The sequence below is a fragment of the Bythopirellula sp. genome (assembly GCF_041737835.1).
GTDB lineage: Bacteria > Planctomycetota > Planctomycetia > Pirellulales > Lacipirellulaceae > Bythopirellula.
In genome coordinates, this window is the sequence record NZ_JBGSQY010000040.1 from 384,520 (window position 1) to 403,390 (window position 18,871).

14 protein-coding genes are annotated in these 18,871 nt (G+C 52.8%); 10 read left to right on the forward strand and 4 right to left on the reverse strand.

What is annotated here, in order from left to right:
* Window positions 1-33: 33 nt before the first annotated feature.
* Window positions 34-1,233, reverse strand: coding sequence for a Gfo/Idh/MocA family protein (locus AC6T8Q_RS13230; RefSeq protein WP_500679520.1), 1,200 nt, complete (start codon window positions 1,231-1,233; stop codon window positions 34-36).
* 244 nt (window positions 1,234-1,477) lie between these two features.
* Between AC6T8Q_RS13230 and AC6T8Q_RS13235 the strand changes: the two genes are divergently transcribed.
* Complete coding sequence (locus tag AC6T8Q_RS13235; RefSeq protein WP_500679521.1) at window positions 1,478-2,644, forward strand: XylR family transcriptional regulator; 1,167 nt, start codon at window positions 1,478-1,480, stop codon at window positions 2,642-2,644.
* 162 nt (window positions 2,645-2,806) lie between these two features.
* Complete coding sequence (locus AC6T8Q_RS13240) at window positions 2,807-4,357, forward strand: MFS transporter (protein ID WP_500679522.1); 1,551 nt, start codon at window positions 2,807-2,809, stop codon at window positions 4,355-4,357.
* Window position 4,358: 1 nt separating this feature from the next.
* On the opposite strand, the gene AC6T8Q_RS13245 is transcribed toward AC6T8Q_RS13240, so the two are convergent.
* Window positions 4,359-5,267, reverse strand: coding sequence for a metallophosphoesterase (locus tag AC6T8Q_RS13245; RefSeq protein ID WP_500679523.1), 909 nt, complete (start codon window positions 5,265-5,267; stop codon window positions 4,359-4,361).
* A gap of 612 nt (window positions 5,268-5,879) precedes the next feature.
* Between AC6T8Q_RS13245 and AC6T8Q_RS13250 the strand changes: the two genes are divergently transcribed.
* The 8 genes from AC6T8Q_RS13250 to AC6T8Q_RS13285 all read left to right on the forward strand — a co-directional run bounded on the left by AC6T8Q_RS13250 (window position 5,880) and on the right by AC6T8Q_RS13285 (window position 15,247).
* Window positions 5,880-6,812, forward strand: a complete 933-nt coding sequence (locus AC6T8Q_RS13250) for a hypothetical protein (RefSeq protein WP_500679524.1) — start codon at window positions 5,880-5,882, stop codon at window positions 6,810-6,812.
* A 132-nt stretch (window positions 6,813-6,944) separates the two neighbouring features.
* Window positions 6,945-7,985 (forward strand): DUF1559 family PulG-like putative transporter, encoded by a 1,041-nt coding sequence (locus tag AC6T8Q_RS13255; protein WP_500679525.1) that lies wholly within the window; start codon window positions 6,945-6,947, stop codon window positions 7,983-7,985.
* A 19-nt stretch (window positions 7,986-8,004) separates the two neighbouring features.
* A complete protein-coding gene (locus tag AC6T8Q_RS13260) occupies window positions 8,005-8,448 on the forward strand; it encodes a hypothetical protein (protein ID WP_500679526.1) in 444 nt (147 codons plus the stop codon).
* A 32-nt stretch (window positions 8,449-8,480) separates the two neighbouring features.
* On the forward strand, window positions 8,481-9,620 hold the full coding sequence (locus AC6T8Q_RS13265) for a hypothetical protein (RefSeq protein ID WP_500679527.1): 1,140 nt from the start codon (window positions 8,481-8,483) through the stop codon (window positions 9,618-9,620).
* A 92-nt stretch (window positions 9,621-9,712) separates the two neighbouring features.
* Window positions 9,713-10,855 carry an alkaline phosphatase family protein gene (locus AC6T8Q_RS13270; protein WP_500679528.1) on the forward strand — a complete coding sequence of 381 codons (1,143 nt, stop codon included), beginning with the start codon at window positions 9,713-9,715 and terminating at the stop codon, window positions 10,853-10,855.
* Window positions 10,856-10,916: 61 nt separating this feature from the next.
* Complete coding sequence (locus AC6T8Q_RS13275; RefSeq protein WP_500679529.1) at window positions 10,917-12,179, forward strand: endonuclease/exonuclease/phosphatase family protein; 1,263 nt, start codon at window positions 10,917-10,919, stop codon at window positions 12,177-12,179.
* 341 nt (window positions 12,180-12,520) lie between these two features.
* A complete protein-coding gene (locus AC6T8Q_RS13280) occupies window positions 12,521-13,813 on the forward strand; it encodes a DUF5722 domain-containing protein (protein WP_500679530.1) in 1,293 nt (430 codons plus the stop codon).
* A gap of 120 nt (window positions 13,814-13,933) precedes the next feature.
* Complete coding sequence (locus tag AC6T8Q_RS13285) at window positions 13,934-15,247, forward strand: MFS transporter (protein WP_500679531.1); 1,314 nt, start codon at window positions 13,934-13,936, stop codon at window positions 15,245-15,247.
* Between the two features lie 22 nt (window positions 15,248-15,269).
* On the opposite strand, the gene AC6T8Q_RS13290 is transcribed toward AC6T8Q_RS13285, so the two are convergent.
* Both AC6T8Q_RS13290 and xdh read right to left on the reverse strand, forming a co-directional pair.
* A complete protein-coding gene (locus AC6T8Q_RS13290; protein WP_500679532.1) occupies window positions 15,270-15,860 on the reverse strand; it encodes a nucleotidyltransferase family protein in 591 nt (196 codons plus the stop codon).
* Window positions 15,861-15,996: 136 nt separating this feature from the next.
* On the reverse strand, window positions 15,997-18,687 hold the full coding sequence (gene xdh, locus AC6T8Q_RS13295; RefSeq protein ID WP_500679533.1) for a selenium-dependent xanthine dehydrogenase: 2,691 nt from the start codon (window positions 18,685-18,687) through the stop codon (window positions 15,997-15,999).
* Window positions 18,688-18,871 lie beyond the last annotated feature (184 nt).

Genomic DNA, 18,871 nt, shown 5'->3' on the forward strand with positions numbered 1-18,871 from the left:
AATTCAATTCCCTTACGCACGCGATGAGTGCGATTAGCTCAATGAATCGCCGTTTTGACCGGCGGACACGACTTGACGTGCCTTGTGATGAGTACGTTTAACGTCTTCTTGCGGGTCCATGCGGGTTGCCGAGCTTTTTGTAAAATCGGGTAACCAGCGAATTTCACCCCCCGACATTGCCGACTCATGAGCCAGAATACCAACACACGTCCAGTTGGCACTAGTCTCGGCATTCGGCCAAGGATCGCGATCTTCGACCAAGGCCTGCACAAACTCGTTTACCAAATGGGGATGCGAGCCGCCGTGGCCGGAACCTTGCAGGAAGGATAAATGGTCGGCGTCGACAATTGACCGGGTAAACTGCTGGATTTCTTCCGGCAAAAGGTGGGCAAAGTCAGGAATCGCGATCCGCTCAGCGATTTCGTGCTCAGGCCGCTTGGCCGTATGCAGGATATGTGATTCGCCTTCGACGAGCGTCCACTCAAACGATTTTTTGGACCCATAAACGTCAAAACTCTCGCGATACTGCCGTGCCGTATCGTACAAAAACCGCCAAATATGCGCAGAAACATCGCTATCGGCGAGTTTGATATGACACGACTCGACGGCAAAGGGGCTGCCGCTCTTTTGCCGGATATCGTCGCGTACACTTCCAGAACCGAAACACGAAACACATTCGGCACGACTGTTCATCAACCCCAAGACGGGGCTGACAACATGCGTGGCGTAGTGCATGGGAATCATGCGTTGCCAATACTCAGGCCAACCATCCATATCCTGAGGATGAGATGCCTGCAGGTATTGAACCTTTCCGAACTCGCCTCGTTCGTACATATCCTTGATAAACAGAAACTCGCGGCTATAAACCACCGTTTCAGCCATCATGTATTTTAGCCCCGTCTCGGCGACAAGGTCACAAATCTTCTCACATTCTTCAACCGTCGTCGCCATCGGAACGGTACACATGACATGCTTGCCAGCTTCTAGAGCGGCAATGCTCATGCGCGCGTGATCACCAATAGGGCTATTAATGTGCACGAAGTCGATCTCTGGATCGGCAAGTACATCGGCAAACTTGGTGTAACGCTTTGGGATACCAAAGGCATCGCCAATCTTATTTAGCTCAGCTTCATTACGGCGACAGGCCGCCGCAATGTTCACCATCGGGTGCTTCTGATAGATGGGAATGAACTCGGCGCCAAAACCGAGTCCGACAAGAGCGGCATTCAACACTTGTGTTTCTCTAACCACTTTCGTTGTTCCTGCGCAATAGAAAAGATGCGGCGCTGAGTTTCCTCAGCACTTCATAAGCAGCGGAAAATACCGCCTTTTAAAATGATTTCACTCTTTTATTTTAGCCACGAGTCAGTAATGTAGTATGGAGAAAAGCGCATAACACCTGTGATTTATTACATGCTCGTCTAATGATCAAGGTTGCGATACTCATCAACTTGCCCTCCAACGAGGTGACAGACGCATGCACGGCCGAAAGTCTGTAGCTCTTTTGATCGAAACTTCCAACGCTTACGCGCGAGGATTGCTTGACGGGATTATTGCCTATCAACGCGAGCATGATCCCTGGTCAATCTACGTCGGCGAGCAGGGGCGTGGCGCGCAGCCGCCAACCTGGGTCAAGAATTGGAAGGGCGATGGCATCATCGCTCGTATTGAAACCGAAGCTATTGCTTCCGCGGTGAGACGAACACGTCTCCCTATGGTTGATGTAAGCGCAGCACGCTTAATTAAAAACATTCCCTGGGTCGAAACCGATGACCGCGAGATCGCTCGTTTAGCAGCCCAGCATTTGATTGAGCGTGGATTTGAAAAGCTTGCGTTCTATGGCGAACCGAAATTCAACTGGTCCCAGTGGCGGCAACAGCATTTCGTAACATCGGCCGCCGAAGCAGACTGTGAATGCTTTATCTTCGACGGCAAAAGTCGCAGCGACATCGACTATTCATGGACGACCGAACGCAAACGCCTCAAAGCCTGGGTGCAAAAGCTTCCCAAACCCATAGGGGTCATGGCATGCTATGACTTTGCGGGACAACAGCTATTAGACGTCTGTCGCGAACTCGATGTCGCTGTACCAGAGCAAGTGGCTGTGATTGGCGTTGATAACGACGCGCGTCTGTGCCGACTCTGCACCCCGCCACTTTCGAGTGTCATACCTGACACGCACCGCACGGGTTACGAAGCTGCACAATTGCTGGACCAATTGATGCACAGTTTAAAAAAATCAGAGGAATGTATTTTGGTTCCTCCGTCGGGAATAGCGGAGCGTCAATCGAGCGACGTTTACGCCTTGGACGATAATGACATTGTTACCGCCCTGAGATTTATTCGAGAAAATGCCTGCAAAGGAATTGGAGTAGCCGACGTTCTTAAAGCCGTGCCGCTTTCACGTCGCATGCTGGAACATCGTTTTCAGAAACTTGTGCGACGCACCCCTCATGCGGAGATTATTCGCATTCGTATGGAACGAGCGTGCCGTCTATTACGCGAAACGGACCTTTCTCTTTCCGAGATTACCAGTCGATCTGGCTTCGCCAATCCCGATTACTTTTCTGTGGCGTTTAAGAATTTCATGCAAATGACGCCGCGGAACTATCGCAAGCGCAGTCGGTTGTCTCGTCAAAAATAAATACCGCTGGAGCGTTATGACCCTATCTCCCTAGCAAACTTCACTCTTTAACTCTTACATCTTTTCAGCCTATCTCTTCAATTGAAATCGACTCCTCTTTTTTTGGCGAGAATCTTTATGACCCAGTCAAGCGATCAAAAGCGACTTTTTCTCGGCTGTTTTATGGCACTCGTGGCCACGGCATTCGGGTTTGCTGTTCGCAACTCACCACAAGTGATTGAAAGTTGGCAAAAATCGTTTGATCTCACGGAAGAACAGATCGGCACATTGATAGGCGTTGGACTATTCCCATTTGCAATCTCCATCATCTTGCTGAGCCTGGTTGTTGATCGCATTGGATATGGCCGCATTTTAGTGTTTGCTTTTATTGGTCACCTTGTTTCGGTCGTCCTTACAATTATGGCAAATGATTTTCGCACGCTTTACGTCGCGACCTTTGTCTATGCCTTAGCCAATGGTGCGGTTGAAGCCGTGATTAATCCAGTCGTGGCGACAATTCATCGTAAAAATAAGACACACTGGCTTAATATCTTACATGCGGGATGGCCAGGGGGACTCGTGCTGGGTGGTCTTCTATCTATCCTGGTTTTAACCTTGGGCAATACGCTTGGTGCATCGCTGCCCGGTGAACTCTGGCAATGGCAATTAGGAATCTTGCTGCTGCCAATTCTTTCATATGGCCTTCTTTTGGCGGGAATGAAGTTTCCCCCACAAGAACGTGTTGAGGCAGGTATCAGTTATCGCAAGATGCTTGAAGAATTTGGAGCAGGCAGTGCCTATATTGTCTCCTTTCTTATCATCATGGGGATCAGCCAACTCTTAACAGTATTTGGTTATCCACCTATTTCTCCCCAAATGGCGCTCGCCTACGCTATCGCTCCCACGGTTTTGTATGCAATTTTTATCCCTAGCTTCGGTCGACCAATGTTCGTTTTCTTGATGCTTGTCATGTTCCTGTTGGCGACCACAGAACTTGGCACCGATGGTTGGATTCAGAGCATTATGGCAGCGGTTTTGGATGACCCCATCAAGGGAACTTTATTCTTAACTTACACCTCGGCAATTATGTTTGTGCTGAGATTCTTTGCTGGCCCGATCGTCCACCGCATCTCGCCGCTTGGTTTATTGGCGGGTTGTTCGGCACTCGCAACCGTTGGTTTGTACTGGCTCGGAAATGCTGGGACCGCGGCGATGACCTTGTTTGCCGCCGCGACTTTGTACGGCGTGGGCAAAACTTTCTTCTGGCCAACCACACTTGGTGTCGTGTCGGAACAATATCCTAGGGGGGGCGCGCTCTTACTGAACGCGATTAGCGGCGTCGGAATGATTTCGATCGGTACGCTGGGTGGACCAGCCATCGGTACTTTACAGGACCAAACCATCAATGCTGCAGTTGCCGAAGCAGTCCCTAACGTTCATGCCGAGATCGCCCAGGAGCAACAAGGGCTCTTTTTTAACTATCAGGCCATCGATAACACCAAAGTTGCATCACTCCCAGAGGCGGATCAAGAAAAAATCAACCAGATCTCCGCGCAAACTAAGCAACACGCCCTTGCAAAAATCGCTGTCTTGCCCGCGATTATGTGCGTCTGCTATCTCGCGTTGATTGCTTACTTCAAGTCACGCGGCGGCTATCGCGCCGAGGTTCTCACGGGGCATGCCGCCGAGGATGAAAAATTCACCGGCGGCACGATAGGGCCAGGAGAAGGTTGAGCTACTTCATCGGTTCACATTCCAACGTGAATTGTTGATCCTCGGCTGTGTCGTAGCGATCAAGCACAGGCGAATAGGTACGTACTTCGACCGTTTTACCATCTGGCAGAAATTCCAGAAGGCGCATGTCGCCCATGCCACCTTCTTGCTTGAATTGGTAGTTGGCAAGCAGCTGATGAACGGTGTTACCGTTCTTTCCTTCGCTACTTAGCCGGCCGGTGCCGTCTTCCAGCACATGACCGTTAAAAGTAAAGCGAAAGTTGGGGTATTTTGAGACGAGCTTCTGCCACAGTTGTTCACCGTCGTTGATCGTCTGATTGGGAATTTTCGCAAGTGGATAGGAATGGGGATTCCAAGTCTGGTTGTGGCTCTTCTTGGCCCAATTGTATCGAGTATCGTCGTAGTACATGTAGGCATGCGTAACGAGCATCACCAGGTGATCGGGATGCTTTTTCACGACTTCTTCAGCCCATGCAACGACCTCATCCCGGGGCGCCCATTCCAAAGCAATCACGAGCCATTTCTGATCACCTGCTTCAAAGGTGTGGAAAGAATTATCTGTCTGCTCATCATCAAAAAAAGCACCAATCGAAGGTTGCTGAGCATAAGTAGATCCAACGCCAAAATACTTTTCCTTGTTAAACATCGTGTCACGATCGGCGGAATTGCCGTTGGGCCCGTAGTCGTGATTACCGGGAATCATTGCGTAGGGCACTTTGCCATCAAGTGTCTGCATCGCCGCTAAGGCATTGTCCCATTGCTCTGGGACGTTGTTATCGGTGATATCTCCTTCGTGTAGAACATATTTAATATTGTGAGATTTTACATGATCAACGATCCACTGCGTTTGCTTCTTGTAATGTTCGGGATAGGCACGACTGTAAATTTGCGTGTCTGGAAGAATAACCATCGTCCATGAACCGGGTTGAATCGGTTGCACTTCAGCGAGAGCTGAGTACGTCGCCAGAGCGCAAAAACAAAGCGTGAGGAAACAAATGCGCAGAGGGTTGATCACTGAAATTACTTCCCTTCTCGAGTTCGTGTGTAGAATACATTTAGAGGATTTAGACGGCGGAACTTTTCTAAACTTATCTAACGCAAATTCAATATTGCGACTTTGAAATTTCACATCTACACGTGTTATTTCACAAAGCAAATGGTTAGCATTTTTGAATTGACGTTTCTTGCATCTTCATCGAATATCGTAATAGAGAAATCAAATCCCCAAACAGTTGCTCAACTACTTTTCTAATGTTTGAGGGTTTGGATGAGTCAAAGCTGAGGTGGGCCTGAACGAGGCTAAAGGCCTGATCGAATTTAGGCGATTTTGGCGTCAGGCGGAAGGCGCGGTATCGGTACATCTCACCTGAGACGAATTGAAACGACTTGGAAGCGGAAAGAAAGAGCCAAGATTGCCTGGCAATCACCCGAGGCTCGCGCGGAGAGGGTCAACGCTCATGGCGTTGACGACAATCCGGACGAGTCATGACGTTCTATTTTCTTACTTGTGAGGGAGAGTCTAATGAAGAAAACTTTTCTTGTGATCACGGCTACGTTGGCCGTTGCTTGTTTGTTGACAATTCAAAGTTCGGCTCTGGCAACGCTAAACTACGCCGGTACTGAATACAACATTGGTGGAACATTCTTTCCCGGAGGTTCTGCACCCTATGTCGTCGTGCCCTGGCGGTCTGATTCAGTTACAAAGGCCCTTGATATCGATGGAAATAATGTTTACGGCAGCGATGGCTATGCCCTGTTCGCAACACAATTCAATTGGCCTAATCAAGGCTGCTGCGGCTCGGTGCAAGCTGTGAACAGCGCCACCTATCCAAACCTGATTGATTTGCCATCTTACGTCTCTGCATCACAATTCCTCGTTAATAACAAAATTGGCGGTTGGAACTACGCTTTGATCGATGACCCGACACTGGTCAACGGCTACCGCGACTACAATTGGGGTAATACACAAGTACCAGCAGTAGTTCCAGCAAATTCACAATCTCCCTATGTAAAAATGGGCAACATCGAAGGCAATGACATTTTAGGAAACAATGCACGCACTGGTCCTAATGGTGCAGGCCGCTGGGGTTTCACGTTGGGCGCTGATGTGCCACAAACGGTTCGAGTGAGTGTGATGAGCGATGGGTATGATGGCACTAACTGGTCGGCAACAGAGGTGTTGTTGGCACGCGTTGATAACGTTGGCGGTATTTTGGACATCGTCGGTTCAGGTGCATTAACTCGTAATCGATTCGTCGATATGCATACGTTTGATATTGTTGGTGGCCAGGCTGGTGAAAATTATGCCATTTTCGCCAAGGCCTCGGGCGACGGCCAGGGTGCGATCGCCGGCGTTGCTTTTGACAGTGTGGTGCCTGAACCAACCGGCGTGGTACTGCTGTTGTGGGCTGTGGGATCGCTTGTGGCATTTCCCAAGCGACGCCAAGGTCGTTAATTGATTGAGGGTGAACGTCAGGGAGGCAGTGATCGCTGCTTGTATCACTGCCTCCCATTTTCAACAAGAAGCAGAGAACAGTTGGAAATCACATTGGGCGTTCTTTTAGGGAGATTCGAGAAGAGGTGGACTATGGAAAAGCATTTTAAGTCAAACAGGCGAGCTTTCACACTCGTTGAGCTCTTGGTGGTCATCGCGATCATTGGCGTCCTTGTGGCACTCTTATTGCCCGCGATTCAAGCGGCGCGCGAAGCGGCTCGTCGAAGTCAATGCACCAATAATATCCGTCAATTCTCGCTAGGCTGCTTGAACTACGAAAGCGCCAACAAAGCCTTGCCAGCTGGGGCTTCCACGCGTGTCAACGGCGACAATGACATTCATCACTCTTGGGCTGCGTATATCTTGCCTTATCTTGAAGCCAGCTCGATGTTCGATCAAATCGATTTCAATCAAGCCGCTTGGCAGCCGTGGGTTGCCAGCTTCTATCAATGTCCCCCCAACGCCGCGTGGACCTATACACAACTCGATCTTCACTTGTGCCCTTCCGACCAAACTCGTGGTATCCATACGGGATCGTGTGCCTGCTTTGCTCATGGAAACTATGTCGCGAATCAGGGCTGGAGACCTTTATGGTCACAAATTGAAAGCGAACAAACTCACGATGCGGAAGTTGCACAGAATCTTGCCGATTACGCAAACGATCCCGCCGGCAGTGCCGATATGAGGGGACCCTTTGAAAAGATGTTTGACATGAGTGGCAAAGGCATTCCACTTAAACGAATCACGGATGGAACCACAAATACGGCCATGCTGGGCGAAGTGCGTCAATTCGCGGGCGAAGATTCACGTGGCATGCTCTATCTGGCCAGTTCCATGTACGGCCATTTTTCGGCGCCTAATACCGCTGCGACCGACTACATGGAATTTTGTACAAATTCCATCAGTCCGATGAAAGTTGATGATCCATTGGGTTCGGTCAATCCCGACGCTCCTTGCAGTCAACAATATGCAGCTCCGCCACGACGCCATGGCCAAACTTCACGCAGCTCGCATCCTGGCGGCGTTAACTTGTCTTTTTGCGATGGCAGCGTGCGGTATATCTCCGACGACGTCGACCTCGCCAATTGGCGGCGGATGTCGACCCGTGCTGGTGAAGAAATCATTACGAACTAGCAAACTGAACTCATCGAAGATGCTTTTCCTATACCGTAACAGAGATTATCTCGCTTCTTCGGCATTGCTGGGGTTGTGTGTGCTCGTTTTTGTCGGCTGCGGGAAGAGTCAATCGGGTATTGCTCTCTCCGGCGGTGTGACATTCGACGGCAAACCCGTCGAGGTCGGCCAAATCGTGTTTGAACCTCAAGCGAGCGGCAAAATGACAGTCGCACAAATCAACAACGGCACTTATCAACTTCCTGCCGAGCGTCCTGCTCAAGCGGGCAAATACTTGGTCCGCATCACGGCCGATCGGCCGACGGGACGCACAATAGCTGCCGATCCCCGTTCGCAAGAGGACCAAGCCACTGAAGAACTCGAACAATACATTCCTGCGAAATACAACACGCGATCAGAACTTTATTTGGAACTAACGGATCAGACCCCTGATAAGCACGACTTTGCATTAACAACTAATTAATTGAATTCGCTGACACATACGGCGATCGGAGAATGAAAGGCGTCATCATGAAATACTTATCTGCCACTTTTGTATTACTTCTCTGCGTGGAATTAGCCGGTGCTGTTGATTTGCAGTTCGTTGCAACTCAAGAGGATATCGGCGGCACATTCTTCCCAACCTATTCGTATCCTCAGAATTCGATCTCGAACTGGCGTAGTGATTCTGAGGCTAATTTTTACAGCGTCTCCGATCAGATCGGTCAACGCTATTACGCGAGAGACGGCTGGGCGCTGTTTGGAACCCAGTTCGCATTTCCCAATGCCAATCCTGGTGGAGTGGCTAACGCCTTCCTTCCTCCCGAAATGGACATTACCGATCCTAACTTTGAAAACCTGTTCAATCTACCTAGTTTTGTAACGCAACATCAAATCTTTTCCTCACGCATCGCTGCAGGTTGGTCCTATGCACTGATTGACGATCCCCGCTTACAGGGCGGTATTCGCAAGTGGACCTTTGATGGCACAAACTATCCCGATCCAGTTGGACCTAATCCGGGCACCGGCGATCCCGGCAATATCACGGGCGTTGTTCCCTATGTAAAACTTGGAATCCTGGACGGCCTCGATACCATCACGGGAGCAAACCCAACTTTTGATCCGTCGGGTCGCTGGGGTTTTCAAGTCGGTGCCAATGTTCCTTCGCATTTCCGTATTGGGGTCATGACCGATGGGCTAGATGGAGCGCAATGGGCACCCGGTGAAGTCTTCTTAACTCATGTGGTCGATCAAACACCTGCCGAGACGATTAGCTCGGGAACATTGTCCCCTAACCGTTTCGTCGATATGCATTTCTTCGACATCATCAATGCCCAGCCAGGGGATCAATTTCTCTTTTCTGCCATGGCAACGTCGACAGGCTCCACTGCTGGTATCTCTGGGTTTTCGTTCGACATCATTACCCCCTTCGTGGGCTCAGGTGCTGACTTCGACGGTGACGGCGCGGTCACTGGCCGAGACTTCTTAGCCTGGCAGCGTGGTGAATCGCCCACTGCTTTCAGCAGCGCCGACCTGACCTTGTGGCAATCGGAGTACAATGGCGGCGCCTTGGTGGGTGGTGTCAGCGTACCTGAACCAAGCACAGCAATGATTTTTCTGGCTTCGCTCTTGTGCATTAAAATACGTCGCTTCTAATTAACTGACATATTGAACAACCTCCCTGACCCTCTTTCTTTGGATTCGTTCAAAGGGAGAGGGTTTTTTAATTGACCATAGCCATTATGTATATGTTTATCACCCGAACAGTATTCGCACTCGCCAGCCTTTTGCTCGTTTGCTTCCCATGCGTTGCCGAGGTAACCGACCGTCAGACTCAAAACGTCATCTATATTTCCATCGATGGCTTGCGATTTCAAGAATTGTTCACCGGTGCGGACAATCGACTGATCGATAAGGACGCGGGTGGCGTTTACAACCCTGAAGCTCTGCGTACTCGATTCTGGCGCGAGGACGAAAAGTCCCGCCGCGACCGATTGATGCCGTTCTTTTGGAACACGATCGCCAAGCAAGGACAAGTCTTTGGCTCGCCGGAAGACAACTGCATCGCCTTAGTCAAGAACGGCAAATACTTTTCCTACCCCGGCTATCAAGAGCTCCTGTGCGGCTTTCCCGACGACGCGATCAACTCGAACGATAAAAACCCGAACCCCAATAAATCGGTGCTTGAGTGGCTTAATGAGCAGCCAGAATTGAAGGGCAAAGTCGCGGCATTCACTTCCTGGGATCTGTTTCCTTATATCCTCAACGCCGATCGCAGTGGCATTTACGTCAACGCGGGTTGGCAGCCGTTTGATTTCGCACCCGATTCGCCAACACTTGCCGATTTGAACCGCACGATGCGCGAGTTGCCCCATTTGTGGGAATATGCTCGCTTCGATTACTTCACCATCGCGGGGGCTTTGGAATATTTGCGCACCAAGCAACCGCGAGTTCTGTATATCTCGCTCGATGAAACCGACGACTGGTGCCATTCTGGGCGCTATGATTTGTATCTCGATGCCGCTCATCGCACTGATGCCTATCTCAAACAAATTTGGGACTTTCTGCAAAGCTCGTCCCACTATCGTGGCAATACATCGCTCGTCATCACTACCGATCATGGCCGTGGGGATGGACGCGAAGGTTGGAAGAATCATGGCGTTGACCTCCCGGGTTCTGAGCGGGTTTGGAGTGCAATCATTGGTCCCGATACTCCGGCACTGGGTGTTCGCAAGGATTTGGAAGTGACTCAAGGTCAAACCGCGGCGACGGTAGCGGCGCTGTTGGGTTACGATTACGCCGCCACGGATTCTCGAATTGCACCAGTCTTGCCTGATGCAGTGAATTTGATGGACAAACCGCAAATAAAGAGCGTCTCAGACAACAATTGAATTGTCTCGCATAGCATGTCAGAATAGGGGACCTCAACGCCTCGGTTCCCGGAGTCTGATGATGCCACGTTTTGTGTTTTCGCTCGTGCTGCTTACGCTGATTTCCTCGATTTCGTTTGCCCAAAGCAAGCCCGCCATCGACCCCGACGAGGGCGTTCCCCATATCAATTGGAGCGAAGCTGGCAGCGCTGTCGGCCAAACGGTCTATGTCAGCGGCAAGATCACGAGCGTCGGCAACACAAACCGGATCGCTTTCCTCAATTTTGACGAGAATCGTCCCCCCGCCTTCACGGCAGTCATTTTCAACGACAACTGGGACAAATTTCCTGGCGAGCTGCGAGACTTGTATAACGACAAAAACGTGGAGATTCGTGGATTGATCACCACGTATCAAGACCGTCCACAAATTGTTGTGACCAAACCCGAGCAAATCAAAATCCTCGACGAACTTCCCGAAACCCAAACGCTTGAAGACAAAAAGGTGGAAACCTGGTCGGGAAATCCCCAGGAAATTGTTGTTGCCACGGTGAACACGCTGAATTTGTTTGATGGTCATGATGATCCTTACACCACCGACGAAGGCACGCCGGAAAAACCGCGGGAAGAGCTCGAGCATCTCGCGGCAACGATTCGTAAGGTCAACGCCGACGTGGTTGCCTTGCAGGAAGTCGAGAATCGCGGATATCTGGAACGCTTCGTCAAATTGTTTCTCGCTGACATGGGTTACAACTATATCGTGCAGTTTGACGGCAATGACCTCCGCGGCATCGATGTCGCTCTGATTTCGCGGGCACCCATTGGTGAAGTCATATCGCGACGGCATCTGGAATTTCGTGACCCAGGCGGTGTCCTGCGGCGGTTCAATCGCGACGTCCCTGCCATTACGGTGATGCCCAAGGATGCCGCGCCGATTGAAATCTGGCCCGTGCACCTCAAGAGCAAAGCCGACAGCGCAGAGACTTCCGAACCCATTCGTTTGGCGGAAGCCACGGAATTGCGGCGACTACTCGACGAAGAATTCAAGCAGGACCCCAACGCACGGATCATCGTGACTGGTGATTTCAACGACACCCGCGACAGCAAACCATTTTCGATCATCTTGGGATCTGGCGCTACGGAAATGTGGGCTCCCGAGGCCAAGGAAACAGCGGATTCCGTCATCGACCCTGAGTTCCCCGAAGGCCGCGCTCCGATCGACTTCATTACCGTATCGCCAGCGATGCGCAAGCTTTACATCGAAGATTCGTGCCAGGTAATGCGCGCCCCCGACGAAGTTGACGGCTCGGATCACGACCCCGTGTGGGCAAAGTTCAAGCTGCAATAGCGCAGCGGCTGCGCTAAGGTCCGGAACTTTGTCATCGTGTTCAACTTCAGCAACTTGTTCATGCCTTTGGTTTGATCAAGTTGCTGGTAATATCGGTGTGCTTCGTCCTATAGTCTATAGTCTTCTCCTTCCAGGTTTGCCAGCTTGGCGAGGTTTGCTTGGTTTGCAGGCTCTCGATTGTTGCAAAGCAGGAGGAACGACTGTGGTCGATGGACTGTAGACTGTGGAATCTCTTCTCCAGTCCTTGGTTCTACTGTCCACAGTTCTATTGTCCCATGGTACTTTTTTATCACATCGCGCGGCCATTTTCGACAAGATTCCGTGGTTACAATTAGTTGCTCATGAGATTCTTGGTTTGCTTTTTGTTTGCCATCACCACAGGCTTGACGGCCATAATGGCCGCCGAGCCTGTGCCATCACGGTACGTGGCTGCCTTCCCCTCATCACTTTCCCAAAAAGGGTTGCAGGTCGAAGATGTTGACGATGCCCTGCGATTGGGAGTAAAACACGCCGCGATTAACGTCGATTTGTGCCAACTGGTCGACATATCTTCAGACGACTTGGAAGACAACGGCCAGCCTCATTGGATGTCTGGCGGACAGCGGTTCAATTTCAATTCCCTTTACCTGCATGAATTGGATCGCAAGATCAAGAAACTTTCGGATCGCGGCGTCGTGGTCTACCTCATCCTGCTGACGTATGCCAATGCCGATGAGCATATTAATAAGATAATGCTCCATCCTCGCTATGACCCAGGGGCACCTAACCGGCTGGGTATGTTCAACGCGACAACGCCCGAGGGAAAAGCCTGGCTCACGGTGATGATGGAATTTCTTGCGGAGCGTTGGTCGCGGCCGGATGAAAAGTTTGGCCGAGTCTCCGGTCACGTCGTCGGCAACGAGGTCAACTCGCACTGGTGGTGGTCGAACATGGGTCGCGCGTCGTTAGAGGACGTGGTGACTGCCTATCACGCCGCTGTGCGACTGGTTCACGATGCCGTCCGGCGGCAGTCGTCGTGGGCCCGGGTTTACGTTTCCCTCGATCATTTCTGGACGATGCGCAATCCGCCGAGTGATGAACTGCAGGCCGTTGGTGGTAAAGCGTTTCTCGACGAATTTGCGCGACAGGCTCGGGAAGCAGGGGATTTCGATTGGCACGTGGCGTATCATCCGTATCCCGAAGATTTGTTTAACCCCCAGTTTTGGAACGACACAACAGCCTTACCCGATGAAAACTCTCCCCGGATCACATTCAAAAATCTCGATGTGCTAACACGATATCTGAAAAGTGACGAGTTGTTGTATGATGGCGCGCCCCGGCGGGTCATACTCAGCGAGCAAGGTTTTCACACGCCCGATGGGCCGGATGGAGAATTGGTCCAAGCGGCCGCCTACTGCGCGGCCTATAAACAAGTTGAAAGAACCGAGGGTATCGATGCCTTTATTTTGCACCGACACGTGGACCATCCGCACGAGGGTGGCCTGCGATTGGGATTGCGCCGGATGACTCCCGGCAATGGTGAGCCGCACGCAAAAAAGTTGATCTATGAGTGCTTCCGAGCGGCGGATACCGCGGAGTGGGAAGCGGCATTTCGTTTTGCGCTGCCCATTGTGGGAAAAAAGAGCTGGGAATAAGGACGTTTCCGTGCGGTCAAAGTGCCAGCGGCCGAACCCCACGGATTGCCGAACTGTCCGTCTCAGGGCGTTTGGCCAATAATAGTTGAACGGAATCAGTACATCGAGGCAGGCGAAGCAATGGCATCAGGAGAAAGCGACGACGAGGCAAGTCGCCAGCGAACACGAGAACGGATTGTTGTTTTAATTCTGGCCGCGGTCCAATTCACGACGATCGTCGACTTTATGATCGTCATGCCGCTGGGGCCGCAGCTCATGCGGACTCTGCAAATCTCTCCCGCGCAATTCGGCACGGTGGTGTCTTCCTACACGTTCGCCGCTGGAGCGGCAGGCTTGATCGCTTCATCGATTGTTGATCGCTTTGCCCGACGTTCGACGTTCATGGTGTTGAACGCTGGTTTTCTGCTGGGAACGTTATTCTGCGCGCTCGCACCTAATTACACGGCGCTCGTGCTCGCGCGGATCGCTACCGGGGCCTTTGGCGGTATTCTGGGCGGGATGGCGATGGCAATTATCGGTGATGTCTTTCCCGAGGAACGACGTGGCAGGGCGACCGGCTCGATGATGACGGGCTTCGCACTCGCTTCGGTGGCGGGAGTGCCGTTTGGTTTATATCTCGGCACGAATTACGGGTGGCACGTACCATTCGTGGTGCTGGCGATTGGCGGCTTGCCGGCATTGATATTGTCGCTGTTGGCTCTACCACCACTCAATGCCCACGTGGGGAAGGCTCACGAACATCCGCTTGCTTCCTTGATGGAAACATTCTCGCAGCCGAATCATCTGAAGGCGTTCGCGTTGATCGTCACGTTGATGGTGGGCAACTTCACGGTCTTTCCGTATTTGAGCGCTTACTTGGTGGCCAACGTCGGGATGAGCGAGCAGCAACTGCCGCTGGTTTACATTGCCGGTGGTGCGCTGACCTTTGTCGCGGCACCCATTGTGGGCAAGCTCGCCGATCATTTTGGGAAGCTGAAGATTTATCGCTTCGTGGCTCCCACGTCGGCGGTAATGATTCTGTTGATCACGCATTTGCCGCCGGTGCCGACAGCCATTGCGGTGCTCGTGTTTGGTGGCATGATGATGTGTAACGTGGGTCGCATGATCCCCGCGATGGCGATGGTCACCAGCAGCGTCGAGCCTCGCCGTCGCGGCGCGTTCTTGAGCGCGAATTCCTCGGTGCAGCACATGGCCTGTGGTTTGGGTGCTTCAATCGGCGGGATGATTATTGCCGAATCACCCAGCGGCAAGATCGAGCATTTCAGCACCGTAGGTTGGATCGCCGTGGCATCGACGCTCGCCAGTTTGTGGCTGGCGGGGCATTTGCGAGTGGCTGATGAACCGGTCTCGGCCGAGGAAATTAGCCTCGCGGCGGCAGCAGAGGGCGAAGCCGTGGCAGGCGAGCCGATGCTGGTGAGTGAAATTACGAAGTGATCACCCGCTAAGCCGCGAGCGGCTAGAGGGTGTCGATGTCGTGGATCACGCTTGGGTCATCGACCTCAATGCGCATGCACAAGTCGGCGTGATCGAGCCAAAATTGGCGCAAGCCTCCGGCATCGTCGGCGGTGAGAATCTGTTCGGCTATCGTGGCTGGAATCAGCACGGGGTGCCCGCCGTTGCCATTGAAGGTGGGCATGATTGCTTTTCCTAGGTGTTCGCTGGCGATTGCTGCGATTTGCATCAGGGTTTGTTGACTAATTGTTGGATGGTCGCCGAGTTGGAGGAGAATGGAAACATTACCCCCGGACCGTGTGACGGTCCGGCTAAACTCGAGTGCAGCGTGCAGGCCGGTTTTGATCGAGTTGATCATTGGTGCGTCGGGATCGGACTCGACAACTTGGAATTTTCGATTTTTCAGTGCGGCCACGACTTCGTCGGCGCGGTGGCCAACGACGACGAACATCGCTTCGCAAGTTGAAACAATTGTGTCGAACGCCGCCGCGACGAGAGGCTTCTCACCGTCGGCGGTTGGTACGAGGTGAAACTGCTTGTTGCCGCCCATGCGACGGCCACGACCGGCGGCGAGGAGTAGGCCAATGTAGTTCATGTTTTCAACGAATTGCTGTCATTCCGATAGGAGTTCTGCGACTAGAGGAATCTGGCTTGCAGTACCTTCACGCATTGACGACGTGCGATGATCGAAGCAAGATTCTTCGGTCGCCTAGGCTCCCTCAGAATGACAATCATTTCCGAGCCGCTTGCGGTTTGGTGATCGCCAGCGCCGCAGGAGAATCGCTCATCGGCAGCTTCAATCGTACTTGGCCATCGTATTTGTAGAGTGCGCCTGCAATCGCGGGGGCCGTCGGCACCAAGCCGATTTCGCCGACCCCACGCGCGCCGAAAGGGCATTCGGGATCGGGTTCCTCGACGAAAATGAGTTCCATCTCCGGCATTTGGTGGCTGCGAAGGACGCCGCAATCGTTCATTTTTTTCGCTTGAATGACGGCCCCCTCGCTCTGAAAATCTTCGGTCAGTGCGTAACCAATCCCCATGTGGAGCGAGCCATACATCTGACCCTTGAGATGCGTTGGATTGAGCACGCGACCGACGTCGTGAGCGGCAATCATCTTCACGAGCTTGCCAGCATCGTCGAGGATCGCCACTTGCGTTGCGAAACCATAAGTGATGTGAGTCTTGGGCCCGCCGGGCTTGTCCATGTCGTAGCCGAGCTTACTGGTGTAGCTGCAAATCCACTCGCCGTGGAACACTTGCCCCGCGAGATCGGCAAGAGTTTTGCCACTGTCGAGCGCGGCCTTGAGGGCTTTTCCCGCTTCAGCAATGGAATTTCCAGCAAGCACGGTCGCACGGCTGGCGGTCGTCTGGCCGCAGTTGAGCATGAGACTCGTATCGGTGGAGCATTTAAAAACTTCCGGAGGCAGGCCGGTCGCTTCCACCGCAAATTGGATGCAGATCGTGAACAGACCTTGGCCCATTTCGGTGAAGCCGGTGCGAATGTGTACGCTGCCATCGTCTTCAATCGTGAATGCCGCGCGGCCGATGTCGGGCATGCCGTTGCCGATGCCGACATTCTTGATGCCGCAGGCGATACCGGCGTATTTGGCCGCTTTGAATTGATCTTTAACGGCTTCGAGCGTTTTTCGCAGACCGAATGGCTTATCGAGAACCTGTCCCGTGGCAAAGGCTTCACCCCGTTCAAGGATATTCCGGTCGCGGATGTCGTAGGCATCGATACCGACTTTTTCGGCCAAGCGGTCGAGCAAACCTTCAATGGCGAATGCCGCCTGATTCGCGCCGAACCCACGCATCGCTCCGCAGGGAGGATTGTTTGTGTAAACGGCGAGCGATTCCATGTCGATGTTAGGCACGCGGTAAGGACCCGTGCAGTGGCCACCGGCACGCTCCAACACTTTGGCACCCACCGAGGCATAAGCGCCCTTGTCGCCGATGATGCGTGCCTTCACCGCCATGATGTGCCCTTCGGCATTACAACCGATTTTATAGTTGAGCACAATCGGATGGCGTTTGGGATGGATGCGGAAGCTTTCTGGCCGGGTGAGCGTCATTTTCACCGGCCGCTGAACGAGCCAAGCCATGAGTGCTGTCTGGGCTTGGATCGACATATCTTCCTTGCCGCCGAAGGCACCGCCGTTGCTCACGAGCAAGACTTCGACGTGTTCTTTATCGATGCCAAGCACCGAAGCGATCTGGCGTTGATCGTCGAAGACCCCTTGGCCCTGTGTGAAAACAAACAGGCCGGGTTCTACGGGACGCTGAAGCGACCACTCGGTGTCCTTGTTGATCGGTACGACCAGGCATGCTTCGGGTTCGAGGAACAGGTGCTCGATCCGCTGTGTGACGTAGGTGTCTTCCAGCACGTAAGCCGAGTTGCGGAAGCCTTCGTCGACGTCCCCTTTTTTGAGCGACGATTTGCTCAGTAGGTTGGTATCGAGATGGGGATGCACGATGCCCAAGCTGGGGTCGAGTGCTTTTTCGGGATCGGTGATCGGCTCGTAGACTTCGTATTCGATGTCGATCAACTGGGCTGCGCGGCGGGCCAAGTGCTGTGTGTCGGCCACGACTGAAGCCACCACGTCGCCCGTGCAGCGGGTCACGTCACCAATGCCCACGTAAACGGGCCAATCTTTGGCAATAAGTCCCACGAGCGGATCGCCCGGGATGTCGGCGGCGGTCACCACGCGATGCACACCATCGAGTGCCAGCGCGCGAGTGGGATCGATGGAAAGAATCTTCGCGCGGGGGTGATCGGTCAGCCGCACCGCACCGTACAGCATGTCGGACACGACCATGTCGTCGACGAACTTACGATCGCCAAGCACGGCGTCGTGGCCTGTGTAACGCTGCAAATCGGTGCCCACTTTGCCGGAACGGTCGGCTTCGGACAGCGGCGGCAATTCTTCGCCGCGGCGGAGTTTGGCGTATTGATCGATGCTGTCGACAATTTGCGCGTAACCCGTGCAGCGGCACAAATGGGGTTTGAGCGAATTAGTGATTTCTTCGCGGCTGGGATTCGGATTTTTATCGCACAGACCAACGCCACGCATCGCCATGCCAGGAATGCAAAAGCCACATTGCACCCCGCCACAGCGGACGAATGAATCGGCGATCTGCTGGCGATGCTCTTCGTCGAGCCCTTCGAGGGTGGTGATTTCCTTGCCAACCGCTTTGGCTGGCTTGATCGCACAGGACAATGTCGCCTTGCCATCGAGCAAAATTGTGCAGCAACCGCACTGAGCCTGGGGCGCACAGCCGTTCTTGGGTGAGGTGATCCCCAAGTGATCCCGCAGCACATCGAGCAGGGTGAGCTCTTCGTGGTCGGGGATTTCGACTTCAACGTCGGAACCGTTGACTCGGCACGAAAGTTTGAGAGAGTTAGCGTCAGAAACTGTTGCCACAGGGTTGGCCTCCAGAGAACTGGTGTAGGTGAACCAGACCGGCGATGGTAAAACCTCCGCCTTGGGGGTTTGATAGCAAACCCGGTCAGTGACTGTTGCCTGGTCGTAGTGGCCAACTCATGCCTCGCAGTGGGCGAGACTATCCTTCCACCAGTACTAGTGTGCCATACGGACAGGCTTGGTT